Annotated in this window: 13 protein-coding genes; 7 read left to right on the plus strand and 6 right to left on the minus strand. The window is 38.4% G+C overall.

The window, feature by feature from the left end:
- Positions 1-67 precede the first annotated feature (67 nt).
- The gene (locus tag ABFX33_RS06455) at positions 68-1,594 is read right to left on the minus strand and encodes a hypothetical protein (protein WP_346084992.1); all 1,527 of its coding nucleotides are present in this window, start codon (positions 1,592-1,594) and stop codon (positions 68-70) included.
- Positions 1,595-1,805: 211 nt separating this feature from the next.
- Here ABFX33_RS06455 and ABFX33_RS06460 point away from each other — a divergent pair, with 211 nt between their 5' ends.
- From ABFX33_RS06460 to ABFX33_RS06475, 4 genes are all read left to right on the plus strand, one after another.
- Positions 1,806-3,686: a serine hydrolase domain-containing protein gene (locus ABFX33_RS06460; protein ID WP_346084994.1), complete on the plus strand. Its 1,881-nt coding sequence runs from the start codon at positions 1,806-1,808 to the stop codon at positions 3,684-3,686.
- Between the two features lie 55 nt (positions 3,687-3,741).
- Positions 3,742-4,854: an AraC family transcriptional regulator gene (locus ABFX33_RS06465; RefSeq protein WP_346084996.1), complete on the plus strand. Its 1,113-nt coding sequence runs from the start codon at positions 3,742-3,744 to the stop codon at positions 4,852-4,854.
- 90 nt (positions 4,855-4,944) lie between these two features.
- On the plus strand, positions 4,945-5,637 hold the full coding sequence (locus ABFX33_RS06470) for a hypothetical protein (RefSeq protein ID WP_346084997.1): 693 nt from the start codon (positions 4,945-4,947) through the stop codon (positions 5,635-5,637).
- 21 nt (positions 5,638-5,658) lie between these two features.
- Positions 5,659-6,564: a hypothetical protein gene (locus ABFX33_RS06475; protein ID WP_346084999.1), complete on the plus strand. Its 906-nt coding sequence runs from the start codon at positions 5,659-5,661 to the stop codon at positions 6,562-6,564.
- A 36-nt stretch (positions 6,565-6,600) separates the two neighbouring features.
- Here ABFX33_RS06475 and ABFX33_RS06480 read toward each other — a convergent pair whose 3' ends face one another.
- Positions 6,601-6,813, minus strand: coding sequence for a hypothetical protein (locus tag ABFX33_RS06480; RefSeq protein WP_346085000.1), 213 nt, complete (start codon positions 6,811-6,813; stop codon positions 6,601-6,603).
- A 428-nt stretch (positions 6,814-7,241) separates the two neighbouring features.
- Here ABFX33_RS06480 and ABFX33_RS06485 point away from each other — a divergent pair, with 428 nt between their 5' ends.
- The 3 genes from ABFX33_RS06485 to ABFX33_RS06495 all read left to right on the plus strand — a co-directional run bounded on the left by ABFX33_RS06485 (position 7,242) and on the right by ABFX33_RS06495 (position 9,273).
- The gene (locus ABFX33_RS06485) at positions 7,242-7,505 is read left to right on the plus strand and encodes a KilA-N domain-containing protein (protein ID WP_346085001.1); all 264 of its coding nucleotides are present in this window, start codon (positions 7,242-7,244) and stop codon (positions 7,503-7,505) included.
- A gap of 355 nt (positions 7,506-7,860) precedes the next feature.
- Positions 7,861-8,103 (plus strand): hypothetical protein, encoded by a 243-nt coding sequence (locus ABFX33_RS06490; RefSeq protein ID WP_346085002.1) that lies wholly within the window; start codon positions 7,861-7,863, stop codon positions 8,101-8,103.
- A gap of 102 nt (positions 8,104-8,205) precedes the next feature.
- Positions 8,206-9,273 carry a TlpA family protein disulfide reductase gene (locus ABFX33_RS06495; protein WP_346085003.1) on the plus strand — a complete coding sequence of 356 codons (1,068 nt, stop codon included), beginning with the start codon at positions 8,206-8,208 and terminating at the stop codon, positions 9,271-9,273.
- Between the two features lie 119 nt (positions 9,274-9,392).
- Here the strand turns inward: ABFX33_RS06495 and ABFX33_RS06500 are convergent, their stop codons facing one another.
- The 4 genes from ABFX33_RS06500 to ABFX33_RS06515 all read right to left on the minus strand — a co-directional run bounded on the left by ABFX33_RS06500 (position 9,393) and on the right by ABFX33_RS06515 (position 14,119).
- On the minus strand, positions 9,393-9,791 hold the full coding sequence (locus tag ABFX33_RS06500) for an adenylyltransferase/cytidyltransferase family protein (RefSeq protein WP_346085005.1): 399 nt from the start codon (positions 9,789-9,791) through the stop codon (positions 9,393-9,395).
- Positions 9,792-10,280: 489 nt separating this feature from the next.
- Positions 10,281-10,694, minus strand: a complete 414-nt coding sequence (locus tag ABFX33_RS06505; protein WP_346085007.1) for a hypothetical protein — start codon at positions 10,692-10,694, stop codon at positions 10,281-10,283.
- A 58-nt stretch (positions 10,695-10,752) separates the two neighbouring features.
- Positions 10,753-12,576 (minus strand): M43 family zinc metalloprotease, encoded by a 1,824-nt coding sequence (locus ABFX33_RS06510; RefSeq protein WP_346085009.1) that lies wholly within the window; start codon positions 12,574-12,576, stop codon positions 10,753-10,755.
- Between the two features lie 418 nt (positions 12,577-12,994).
- Positions 12,995-14,119 carry an aldo/keto reductase gene (locus tag ABFX33_RS06515; RefSeq protein WP_346085010.1) on the minus strand — a complete coding sequence of 375 codons (1,125 nt, stop codon included), beginning with the start codon at positions 14,117-14,119 and terminating at the stop codon, positions 12,995-12,997.
- Positions 14,120-14,126: the final 7 nt, after the last annotated feature.

A 14,126-nucleotide genomic window follows, 5' to 3' on the forward strand; every position in this document is an offset into this window, starting at 1 on the left:
GCACCGTACTTAATTTGACGCGAATATTTGATAGACCGCTCCAGCATCGAGTGGTCTATTAACACATTCACTCAATATCTTGCAATTCAGATTCAACTCTAATAATTAACAAAGCTGTCAAGTTCGCCTGAGACTCTAATCGAATACGATTGCCATTTTCCCAGAAATTATTGATATCGAATGTTCCTGATTCTAATAAATATCCGCCAACTTTCAGTGAGTTATAAAACGTATTTCCATCGATTTCATTGCCATAACTTTTAGATCCGGTATTCGCACTTGAGTCTAATACAATACAGGCAACTGGCGCCACAGTCGCTACTCCCCACCGATTAAAGTTATTGCCCTGTATCTTGGAATTTGTTACTCCCTCAGACAAGATGGAAGATCCTGAACTAGTCGTGAAATTGTTGTTACTGATGATTGTTATATCTATCCTGTCGGCATGTACTGCTCCTTTGGAATTGTAAGGTGGGTTGGTTCCGGTATCTGAATAGCGCTGTGCGTGATCGGCATTATTAGACGTAATATTGCTATTAATGATATTGCCAGATTTAATAAAATAACCTAAAAGTGTGTAGTCAAGATTACCGGTCACAAGACTATTGACGAGATTACCCATAAAGAATGTGTTAAAACTGTCGCTAAAGTTACCAACGATATCAAATCCATAGCCATCTGTGGTTTTATTATTGATCAATGCAAAATTTTCCCGATTGGCATTGCCACTATCGAATGAATGGAAGAAATTGTTCCATATCCGATACCCTCTGGCACTGCCACCATATTTCCCCAAGGTATTGAACTGTTTAAATAGCATAGCATTATGACCACCGCTAAAAGTATTGTGCTTAATGGTGACCTGACGTCCCCAAAATTCTAGATGGGTCTCGGCATTGCCGAAGTCACAGCCTTCGATCACCGCATCAATGTTATTTTCCAGATCATCTTTCCATGGATCGCCGGAGTTTGGGTATTCATCGACTCTTTTGAACAATACGGCTACAGAACTTGCGATGTTAACCGATCGCCCCCTTATGGCCACATCTTTAAATGTGGTTCCCTGTGAGTAGTTTCTTATGGTATATAGGTCCGTAGAGCTTGCCATCAATTCGATACAGGATTTAACATAGGAATTACTCCCTTGTTCGCTGACAATGCCCCCTCCTAGGCTATCATGTGGTATACTGAGTGTTTTTGAACTATAAAATTTGCGCCCCGGAAGGCTGATACATTTTCCCTTGCCTGCACAGTAGTTTAACGCATTCTGTAAATAGGGATAATCATCGGGATATGGCGGCTGTCCGCCTGTCTCTACACCTTTAGCGCCAAAATATAGCACATTCACGTTACCGACGAAATTATGAATTAGTTTAATTCCTCCAGTTGCAATTACGCTGCCACCATCCTCTGGTCCAGGATCAGTTGAAGAGAGGTAATACATAATCGGCTCTGGAGTATCTCCTTCTTTGTAATAGCCCAGTAGTTTAACTCCCGAATAGACTGGATATGTTCCTTGTAATCCTGCAACCTCATTAGCAGAGAGATCCTTCATCTCCTGCATCGTGTTTTTAATTAAAATCTGATTTGCCATATTTTATTTCTTTAAATGTGTATAGCAAAAGTAGGTGGGCTGGAACCACTATTTGAGGGAAAGAAGGGGTATGTAAGCGGTAACAGGGAGATACCGAAAAGTCGGGGATTTTATGGCTTTTGTGATCATTTACGCAATTCATCAATCCGTCTGGATGGAGACGGACTGATTCAGCAAAGATCATTGCTAATTTGCAAAAAAGAAAAAGCTTATGTTCAATTTAAAAACATTCTTTATCATAGCACTCGTTGCAGCAAGCTATTTTACCTCAGCAGGACAGACCTCTTTCAATACAAAATCCAACATCATAGCCAAGCTGCATAAACAGCTTGATACTATTATACGAAAGGAAAATATTGCGGGTCTGATGGTCTCGATTGTCAAAAAAGATAGCATGCTATACGTTGGCGGACTGGGCTATGCTGACCTTCAGAAACGTCGTCCTGTAGATCAGCTCACCCAATTTCACTTTGCCTCTGTTACAAAATTTTTCGTGGCAATGGGGATCCAGCAGCTAGTCGCCAAAGGAAGGCTTAAACTCAGCGATCGCATTCGCGATATAGCGCCTGAAATTCCTTTTAACAATCGTTGGGAAGATACAAATCCGGTGAGGCTGATTCACCTTTTGGAACACACCGCTGGATTTGATGATGTACAGCTCAACAATATGGTAAATATTGGTGAAAAGCCCCCACTTGGTATCGAAGCGATCAAGGCCGTAAGCAATTCGCTGACCGTCCGCTGGAAGCCAGGGACGATGATGTCCTACTCCAACCCCGGTTATAATGTACTCGGTTATATCATCGAAAAAGTGACGGACATGCCTTGGGATAAATATTTAGAACAGCATATTTTTTTACCACTAAATATGAGTAATAGCTTATTTGACCGCAATGGAATGCGTAGGCCTAACTTCGCCACAGGTTATGATTTTCAAGATGGTGAATTCAGGCCTATGCCGTTCTATCAGCCAGGCAGCAACGGAGCTAGCAGCGCATTGGTATCAAATGCCCATGATATGGCCAAATTTATGCTTTATCTGCTCAATGGCAGTGCCAACAGCACACTACCAAATAATACCTATTTAAAGGAAATGGAGACTATTCACAGTACCCTTGCCAGCCAGGCGGGATTACAGACTGGCTATGCACTGGGAAATGATCTATTTCCGAATAATAAAAAGGTTAGCCTGCGAGGCCATAACGGCAAAGGGGAAGGTTTTGTATCCTGGCTATTTTTTAATCGCGAAGCTGGTATAGCTTATGCCATAGCAGCGAACAGTGTAGTCAATATGTGGCCGATCTCGCAAGCAATCGAAGACTTTCTAACTAAAAATATATCCCCGCCGAAATTGACCAGCTTACCGATAGATGAACAAAAAATAAGACCGCTATTAGGCTACTACCAATTTATGAATCCCAAAAATGACCGTTGGGAATTCTATAGGCGGATCTTTGGCGGTATTGAATTAAGAGGGATCAGCAGGGATCGGCTTCTCGTCAAAAAAGAAAACGGACAGGTGGATTCACTGATCCACATCGGCAATGGCTTATTCCGCGCAAAAGAGGATATTATTCCTTCCTTTGTAATAGCCAAAGATTCCATGGGCCAACCTTTCTTTCAGGGTTATGGCAATAGTTTCTATCGAAAAGTTCCTCGGGCTTCCATACTCATACAGAAAACCCCCATCTATCTAGGAATTAGTGCCATTTCGATTTATATGATTTTTAGTCTGGTGGGAATAGTGCTTACACTCTTTGGAAAAATGAAGCTGATGGACCTCGGAATTCCTTTATTGCCAACAGTAGGAACCTGTTGTTTTATTACAGCCTATCGGCTCATGGGATTGACAGACGCCAGTCACAAGGAATTGTTTACGTCTTGTAATGCAACAAGTTTTTCTATTTTTCTGGGCATGCTCTTATTTGCAATATTTGTTCTCGTCAGTAGTTTGCTCCTCTATAAGCGTTGGTTTCAATTAACCCCGAGATGGTTGCGTCTGCTCTTAGCATGCTGTAATTTCTTTTTATGCTACTTGGTTGCGCTGCTGTCTATAAATGGCTGGATCGGTGTGCCGATCTGGATGATGTAACTCATTTGGCCAATTATGTTTAAATTCACAGTACAAAGATAGGTTAATATAAACCATGGTCAACATACTCTATACTTTTCACGCTTTTTCAGCTGGTGCACTTTGGTTGCTCGGGACATTAATCTTTATGGGTGTCAACAGAACGGGTCTTCAGGCAGACCGCTGGCTGGGTGCATACTATTGTCTATTGGCATGCTTATTTACCCAACTCTTTCTCGAAGGTTTTCATATCGACAACGGAGCTTTGATCCATGTTCTTGAACTACCCCGCTGGGCCACCCTCCCCTGCTTTTATCTTGCTGTTCATCACATGGTCAAACCAACGACGCCGATTCGGTATTGGGGATTACATTTTGTGCCTTTCCTGGCTTTTCTGCTTTTTTCTGCTATTTACCTGATACCGGGACTTTTTAATAGTTATATCCATCCGCCTAAATTACCGCAGTGGATCATATTTGCCGTTAAATATTTATTCTTTGCACAATGTATCTTTTATTGGATTGCCTGTTACAGACTCTTCAAAATACATCAAAAAAACATTCGCCAGCTGTCTTCCTATATGGAAAAGATCAACATGATCTGGTTGAAATATCTATTGATCGCACTATTATTTATGATCCTTGTCCGTTTGCTGGCGTTGGTTCATTTTATATTTAACTCCTTTGCACCAATCCTATATTTTATGGGCTCATTGGCACTTGGGTACGCAACTTTAACACAGCGGTCAATATATGCTGTTGAATCTACCAATAATCTGATTGATGAAAGTGATCAACCAAAGAAAATTAAAACCGACGAGCGGTTGACAGAACAACAGGTAGACACATTAAAAGAAAAAATCGTACAGAAAACAACAGCTGAGAAGTTATATCTGGATCCCGGCCTAACCCTCTCATCCCTCGCAGACCATATCGGCATCAATCCGCATGATCTTTCTTATATCATAAACAATGGCTTGGAGAAAAATTTTTACCAGTTTATCAACGAATTACGCACGGAGGAAGCGAAAAGACTATTATTATCCGAAGAGGCCAAGCGACTTGATATGTTTGGGGTAGCGATAAGTGCAGGTTTCAATTCAAGAACAACTTTTTACAGCAGTTTCAAAAAAGCAACTGGTATTACGCCGACAGAATATATGAAAGTCTATGGTAAACAATCAACTTAAGGAGGAAAGTGAAGTTTGTTCGATTGCATCCATTCGGACGGTTAACCTACCAAAAAGACCTATTCTTGTATCATATCAACACAAAAAATTATGATACAACAAATTAAACCAAGTATTCGCTCGAAAGCGATAAGCCAAATTTCTAGAGCAACCTTCGGTCTACTAGTGGGAGCATGTTGCCTTTTAGCCTCGTATGATACACTTGCGCAGACCACCTCCCCAAGTGCTTCCCTCCAGCAAAATCAGACTCCGCTGAAATCATTTCAGGGCTACTACCAACTCCCCAACAAAGTAGCTTTCATTGCTTTCGACGAGCAAGATAATAAGCTGCATGCAACACAGCTATGGGATCAGAAAAAAAGTTATCAGCTCGTCCGTAAAGATGATACGCATTTTGAATCCAAAAACGAAGGCTATGCGATAGAGTTCTTAAAAAATAGCGCTGGAGATTTTAGCCAAGCCAAGATCCTGGGCAGAATTGTATGTGAGCGTGTACCTTTTGACCCCAATAAAATTGCAAGTCTAACCGCATCTCAACTGAAACAGCTTGCCGGAACTTACCTAATGGCCAACGACAACAATCTTAAAATTACCATAGAACCTTCAGTACAGGGCCTGATCCTTAAACAATTGTGGGACAACACAACGATTTCTTTCACCCCACGCTCTGAACTTTTCTTCCTCAACGAAGATGGTACCTTTCCTTTGACATTTTCTGTTGCCAATGGAAAAGTGGAGCAGATGACCTGTTTTGAAAAAGATCTTTGGTTGAAGGCTGATTAATAATCTCAGTAAAAAAATAGTATGAAAAGAATGATTGTCTGCTTATACTTTATTCTGCTGAGTATAGTGCAACTAAAGGCGCAGCAGGTAGCTGACGAACAGTTTCATTATCCCATTACCGATCCGCACCATCGGATCGGTGATGGACCACTGCTCCTATTTGACGAGGCACACAACAATCCAGTTACTTTGAGAGGAGCTTATGCCGCATTTTCAACTCTTCTGCAAGCGGACGGATATAGGCTTCGCAGTGCCAAAGAAAAAATTAATTTGGATAGTTTAAAAGAAGCAAAAATATTTATCAGTGTAAATGCGCTATATGATCCAGAAAAATGGAGCTTGCCTGCCCGTTCGGCTTTTACTGATAAGGAAATAGAAATTCTCCGTCAATGGGTATTTGACGGCGGGAACTTATTTTTGGTCACAGATCACATGCCCTGTGGCGGATCGGTACAGGCTCTTGCCGCGGTATTCGGCATTCATGTTATGAATGGTTTTGCACTACGCAAAGATGGGCGGCCCGAAATTTTTTCAAGAGATAGAAAAACGCTTTTGCCCAATGAAATCACAGCTGGATCAAGTACAGAAATAGACAGTATCATGTGCTGGGGCGGCACCGGATTTAAAGTCCCAGCAACCGCACAGATTATTTCTTTGTTGGACGATGAATATGAGATTTATTTACCTACTGATGCTAATCTGATAAAAAGGCCTATACCGGACGATATTCCCCGATTGCCGGGCAAAGGATTTGCAAATGGTGCATACCTTCGATTTGGGAAGGGAAGAATTGTGATATTCGGAGATGGCGCTCCTTTTTCTGCCCAACTCTATGGCATTAAAAGTGAAAAAAGAGGAATGAATCATCCTTCTGCTTTCCAAAATGCACAGTTTCTGCTTAATATCGTTCATTGGCTCGACCAATGAACGATTAGCAAATCCCAGCAACACAATTAGCTAAGATCATTCGTAAATAGAAATTTTATCAACCTCGGAATAGGATTGCCATCCTTCATAATCAAACACGGTTTTAACTGCGCCTATTTTTGAGCAGGTTTTTTCAAAATACCCGTCATCCAATGCGTTTTGAATAGCTTTACGGATAGTCAAATGGGATAAATCCGGCAGGATAATCATATCGGAAGCCCAAAAATAGGAAGCCGCATCACGCCGCATCCATATGTCAATGTTTTTTAACGTAAACAAAGTAGCAACATATACATCGTCATTACTCAGTATAATATGAATATCGATATTGTCATTAAAAATATCCGCTACTCGGTGAGTAAAAAAAAAATTTAAACTGCATTTCTCGCATAATGTTCATAGTTAATATAGCTATCAAAAATGAGGATTATTGTTTGTCTAATTTCAATAAATTATCAATTCAAGCCAAATTTAAAATAGAACCGGTATTCGGGAGGTACCGGAAAGTCAGAGATTTTAAGGTTTTCTTAAAGTTGTTATTAAATCTTTATATACATCGTTCCATATATTGCTATTTTTTTTAGTATATTTACTCACATAAAATAAAAACTGTAATAGCCAATTATTAGGTCTAGTTTTCTCAAACCGACAAAGAATAATTTATCAAATCTAAATGTATGGCAAAGAATAAAAAGATTAATGTACAGGGGAAGGAAATAACAATCATTCTTGACAACGACAAAGAGTTTATTTCACTTACTGATATGCTAAAAGCTAAAGATGGAGACTTTTTCATTTCTGATTGGCTTCGAAACAGAAACACAGTTGAATATCTGGGTATTTGGGAAAGCATTTATAACCCCCTTTTTAATTATGGCGAATTCGCCATAATAAGCACTGTCTTCGAAAATTGTATGAACCGTCGATTTAATCGTAAGTAGATAAAAAGACCCAAATCATTATCTTATAGTAATCATTTTCTATATATAAAACATAAAATTAATTTAACATAACGATAATATACAGTGTTTTCTTTTTTTGCATTTTAGCATAAGAAAAAACAAGTAAATCTGACAGCAGTTTTTATACGGTTTTATTAACTATACCGAGCGCATTTTAGGATTTAAAATATTTTTTTAAAACTTACTCAGCATATAAAAGTTACAGAAGAAAATAAGAAATAGCACAAAAAGGACGCTGTGCTCTCCTAAAGATGTTCAAGAGTTAAATGAACATCATGATATAATAATTCATATTATAAAAAAAATTTCGTTAAAAAACCTAAACTTAAAGGAAATGAGTCAATTATCTCGAGAAGAACTAAAAGCCATCCACGGTGGAGGCTCAGGTAGTGAAGGAGGAGCCAAATGTTATACATCCTCATGTTCATTAGTGGTTTCCAATAACGCTGGTGGATGGAACACTTACTATGGGGACTGTGACCAAGGTGTAGACGGTTGCTTTTGTAATATCGGTCAACCAGTAGATATAGACATTACATCTAATGGTGGGGTAAGCAGATGTACCGTGCCAAATTAAAAACATACTTAGACATATTTAATTAAATCTTGAATGCAATATTTTTTTTATAGTAAAAATCTTGTCTCCTGCAGAATCCTGTTTTTTCTGTTCGTATACTTTATGATTACATCTTGCAAACAAAATAAAGGCACAACTATCGTTGGAGACGTTACAGGTATCCCAGCTTCAAAAGTATATTTAATAGACATAACAGACTCTAATAAAAAGTTAGATTCGGCTAAATATGATGGAAAAAAGTTTGTCTTTAATCTGTTTGATAAATTTGACCCTTTTCTAGCAAGCATAATATATTTTAATGAAGAAAATAGGAAAACAACACTTTTGTTCTCAAATCATGAGCTCAGTACTAAATCAAGCAAATTAGGAACTAGCGCTTTTATGCTTGACGATGGGGAGATAAAGATTAGTGGCTCTTGGAAGGTGGTAAAATCATTGGGAGACGAAGAATTGCTGAATATACAGGCCGGCAAGCAAAATATTTATTATCAGAAAAATATCGCAAATAATATCGGATATATCAATGTTAGTAATTCAAATGCTCGTATAAAAAGCTTAAAAATGGTAAAATCTGAGGTTTTGGAAAACCCTTGGTCTTTCTATTTATTAAATGGAATATATTCTAATAGAAATAGCTACACAAAAAATGAATTCAATGAACTTTATAAGTTATTCGATGATAGAGTCAAAAATTCTAAAATGGGTATAATATTAAAGGAGTATTTCCTAAATAGACCCAATGAAGGAGATCTTTCCAGAACCTTAGATCTGAGAAATATAAATAACGTTCTTGTCAAGGATATCACTCGAAAAGCTAAATTAAATATGGTGATATTTTGGGCTAGCTGGTGCCTACCATGTCGAAACGAGATACCATATTTAAAGCAACTTAGGAAATCTATTAAAACAAATGATTTTTATATGGCGAGCGTCTCAATAGACGATAATTTAGATAAGTGGATCAAGGCAGTTGATCAAAAAAATATGGATTGGGATCAATTTATAGTTCAAGAAAATGAGCTTATGAAAACACAAGCACAATTTAAATTCAATGCTATCCCTTTAATAGTTCTGACTGACAAAGAAGGACGGGAAATTAAAAGATTGGAAGGCTTTAACAGCAACAAATTAAGTGAACTTCAAATGTTTATTGGCAATAATATAAAATAAAAAAAATATTGCTATTTAATAGATTATTAACCAATGTCTCAAGAACCAGACTCCTGGAGAATTATCAAGAGTTATTAAAAATGATAAATTCTGCTTTTTGAATAATACGGAGAGATGGGTCATATGCCTTGAATGTTCTTAATAAGTAAAGAGGTTGACACGTCTTTAGTATAGGGAATTAAGATAAGCTTATTTTGATCCAAGAATAATTTCATTCCCTTATTGAAATGCTCTTGTTCCCATTGCAGGAGATCATCTCCATGAAACAGATAATCAAACCTATCGACTAGGGGTAAATCAATTACATCAGGATGGGATTCTATAACATCTATCATCGAACAACTTGCTAATACTGCCTTTCGTGCTTCGTAATTCTGTATTGGTTTTCTATTCTTGAATGAAGTAATTTGCTGATCAGTAGCGAGTAAAACGGTTAGTCTGAAACTATCTTTTGGAAAATATTCCACCACGGACTGGAGGAATTTAACATGCCCCCAATGAAAAATCTCGGCACTCATATTTGCTGCTATATTCAAAATATTCGTCTTCCTCCAGACAACTTGCATGTCGTAAATCCATCCTTTCTCTTGCCGCCTTAAGCGTTATATATTCAGCTATAGGAAAGTTACCTACCTCCCATCTTTTCTTATAGCCAACGAAGCCAAAATCCGCTAACATCTCCTCTAGTAAATGATAAATGGCATCGAACTGTAGTGGCGGGATACCGAAAAGTCAGGCATCTATACCTGTGCTTGCTGTTGGATTTTCAATCAATCTTTATCGGATTACGACAAAATAGAAATCTTACCGGAGAAAAAGAAAAAATGTCTATACATGATCTTCGAAAGATATAAAAAGCGTTGGCGACGCAAATTTATGTAGTTATACAGATAAATAATAATCTGTCACAGATTACATTTGTTAAATTTAACTAAAGTCCAAATAATAAGGCGCTAGTTTTAGCGCCTTATATTTACAAATCAACACAGATCAATTTATAACTATTCCTATTCTTTTAACCTCCTATATATTCTTGTACAAGGTTCGTCGCATGTCTTCGAATTTAGGATTAAATTATTATGATCTACAATGCGGGCATCGGCATTTCCGTTGATGGTATACCACAATGCTTGGGAAGATTTGCATTTATCGAAAGAAGCGGAGAGCTTGTGGTCGCCATCATCCCCGGCTTTATTCTTTTCAAAAAAATATTCACCCGAACAAGGAAAGTCAGGAGCTTCAATCTTCCCATTGGAATAAAAGGTTACAATATAATTTTCTGAACTCATATCGACCTTATTTAAACCAGCTGTTCCGTTGCTTGAAGTTGTTTCGACCAATTTCCATCTACCAAGTATCCCTTTTTCAGAAATACCAGTAGCGAATTCGCTCCTACTTTCTTTATCACACGATATGAGCATGATCAAGCAGATATAAAAAAAGATTCGGTTTATCATATTTTTTATAAAAAAAGCTTCCTTATTTTACCTCCAACGATTGTCTATAGATATACCCATTTTTAAGTAGCTCAATACTATAGGTTCCTGTCGAAAGTCTAGGAAGGAGAATTGAAGTATCACGCGCAGATTTTTTAGAAAAAACTTCCTTGTTGCTGCTGTCATAAACATGGATATCAAAATTATTTGAAAGCTTTGATTTCATATTTGGACTGGAGAAGATCGCTTTTTCAACCTCACGATATGATTCTGAAAAACTTAATTTATGTCTTCGGTCCGAACTATTATAGCTCACGTCTAACGCATTGAATGATGATGCGCAATTTCTTTTTATAAAATATGAATGTCCAGGCCCCCATTCCCCCCAGGCTCCACATTTGTGCTTTAACCGAGGGACAATAGTGATAACATAGTCCGAAGATCTATTCGGCATTGTTAAGCTGATGGAACTGTTGATAACGGTATTACTATATTTCTGAAAATTTGTGATGGACGTGGCGGGCGAAGTGGAGTAATCAAGTATTTGCCAATCTACTTCGGCTACATTTGGATTATTACTTATGTTCTGAAAAGAGCCCGAGCTATTGTCTCCGGCATAAAAATACCTATTCGATCCCATTGTCATACACTGCATAGATGATGGATTGAGCGATACTAATGGCACATCGGCCCCAGGGAGTTCAACTATTTTTGTAATATTGATCCTGTTTCCGTCGGCATAGTTGATACGCGCCCTAAGGACAATACTTCCAGATTGTCCCGAATTTTGTTGTACAGTTACACCATTCGTTGATTGGTTACTAAGAGTAACAAGTCCTCCAGGGCTTGCATCCCAGCTAACACTTGTATTGGCCGGAACATTATTTAAGGAGAAGAGGGTAGCATTGCAAACCGTATTCGGCCCGGATATGGTAGGAATATTACAGTTGGTATTGATAATTGGCTGCAGCACCGATGATCCCGCCAACGCGGCCAGTAATCTTGTTGCCTGACCATTTGTAAAACGATCCCTACACCAAGCAGCATAAGACATGATATTATTAACTGCGGGATAGAATCCATTCCCACCAATATAAGTACAAGTTGAAAAATCAACATTACCTGAACCTAACCCTGGATCCGCAGGAGTATCACATACATAATCACCACAGCTTGAGCAATTACTACCATTTGGCGCCTCAGCGCAACCTCCCTCACCAGGGCCTCTGTGCGTGTGGAATAGATTCAAGCAATGTCCTACTTCATGAGCTGATGTTGTGGATAGCGCCGATTGATTGGCCACAACTAAATTTCTGCTTGGAATATTTTCAGCCATACCGGCATAAGAACCCTGACTCGAAAATATACTGTTTACCAGATAGAAATTTATAGCATTGCTGGAGCTTTTACTCGAAATCAGGCCTGGGAACTCATTGTTGTTTGCGTTAACATCCAAATCTACATATGTGCTATTGTTGATGTATTCCACACCTACATGATATAGGAATATATTATGTGGATTATATGCATCATTTAGATTCCGCATAATTGTAGGAATATCTGCAGCATTAAATCCCCCCACACCATTGTTATCTCTAACAATATAAAAAACGATTTTGATGCAATAGGTATTACTCAGTAATGCCTGGCGACTAAAAGCACTTAAATTCTTTTCAAAGGCCTGATTAGGCACATCGCCATTTGTACCACAAAGTAAATCGCTAGCGTTATTAGCGGCGTTAAAATGGGCTTTGGATTTTGTTCCGTTTGATAAGGCTACCTCATCAATATTTAATGGTGTCCTGTTACAGCTCATGACTAGATACATGAGAGCTAACAAATGAATAATAAAAATTCTTTTGTTCATAATTTAAGGTTATATAATAAGTGTTAAAATTAGCTTGTGTTAATATATTAAAAAATATCGAAATTATAAAACAACAAATAACAATATATATTATTTTATATTATTAACATTTAAACACAAAGACATACTAATATCTTAATTTGACTATTTAATTTCCATATTAGATTTTAACCCTATTTACAATCCCTTAGAATTTCATTTCCCCTGTACCATCACTTTTCGCCATGCGATCTACTACTTTATTCTTAAACAAAGAATTACCCTCGACAATATGTTAGCAACTCCTATTCCTATAGCGGATTAGAAATAGTCTATTAAAAAGAAACATCAATTGTGGAATGGATTACTGACCATCATTGGATCTCATATTATTTTTGGAGTGTTCCCTCTTTATAAATCCACAACTGAGATTCACCACCTAAGCCTTCGGTACTGGGGCATTTTCCGCAATAAGTTTTTCATGCTTTAATTCCCTCCAAAAATCAGCTGGTATCTTTGTCTTGAAGGACTGGGCATTTTGTACGGCCTGCTCAACGGTATGTGCGCCGGGTATAACACCTGACACCTCGGCTGGGGCTGCTGCAAACTGTAAAGCTGCTGTTCGCAGATCCACAGCATAATTTTCAGCTACGCGCTGTAGGGCATTCAGTTTTTCCTTAACACCGGCAGGAAACTTTCCATCATATAAATAACGGTCTTTACCGGACAGAAATCCAGCACATAATGGTGCACCTACGACAATGGAAACACCTCTTTCAGCCACTTTCGGAAAAACCTTATTCAGATCATCCTCATGTTTGATCAATGAATATTGGCAGGCAGAAAGAAAGATATCGGGATCTGCAACATCCAATGTCTGCAATATGGGTTCGATGGTATTGACACCGAGTCCCCAGCCTTTGATAATTCCCTCCGCTCTCATTTTAGTCAGCTCGGGCATAGCTCCTTTCACTGCTTCCTCAAAATAGTGTGCATAACTATCTTTCATATCGCCATTATCGGGTGAAAGATCATGGATAAAAACAATATCAATGGACGATAATCCCAAACGCTGCAGGCTATCTTCCACACTTCTTCTGACACCGGCAGCACTGTAGTCGTACTTATAACCAAAATTTAGTTTCCCCTTCCATAGTATTTGTTCCATCGTAAAGTCTTCTTTCGGCTCCATCAGTCGCCCTACTTTAGTCGACAGTGTAAAACTGTCACGTGGTTGGTCTTTTAAAAACAGGCCCATTCGACGTTCGCTGATCCCTAGACCATACCATGGGGAGGTATCAAATAATCGTATCCCTGCATTCCATGCTGCCTCTACTGCTTGTAGACATTCAAGATCTGAATTTTGCTGAAATCCATTACCCAATGCGACCCCGCCAAATCCAGCTTTATCAGCGGGACGGAATCGTTTCTTTTCTGTTAAATTTTGAGCTGTTGCCATTTTATATGCTGTTAATGTTGTTGATAAAATATCAGGTGTCGCCGCACTCAGTGCGAAACCTGCACCCGCAAGGGCTGTCTCTGCTAAAAATTTCCTTCTTTTCATATACCTG

This window comes from Sphingobacterium ginsenosidimutans, assembly GCF_039536865.1.
GTDB classification, from domain to species: domain Bacteria; phylum Bacteroidota; class Bacteroidia; order Sphingobacteriales; family Sphingobacteriaceae; genus Sphingobacterium; species Sphingobacterium detergens.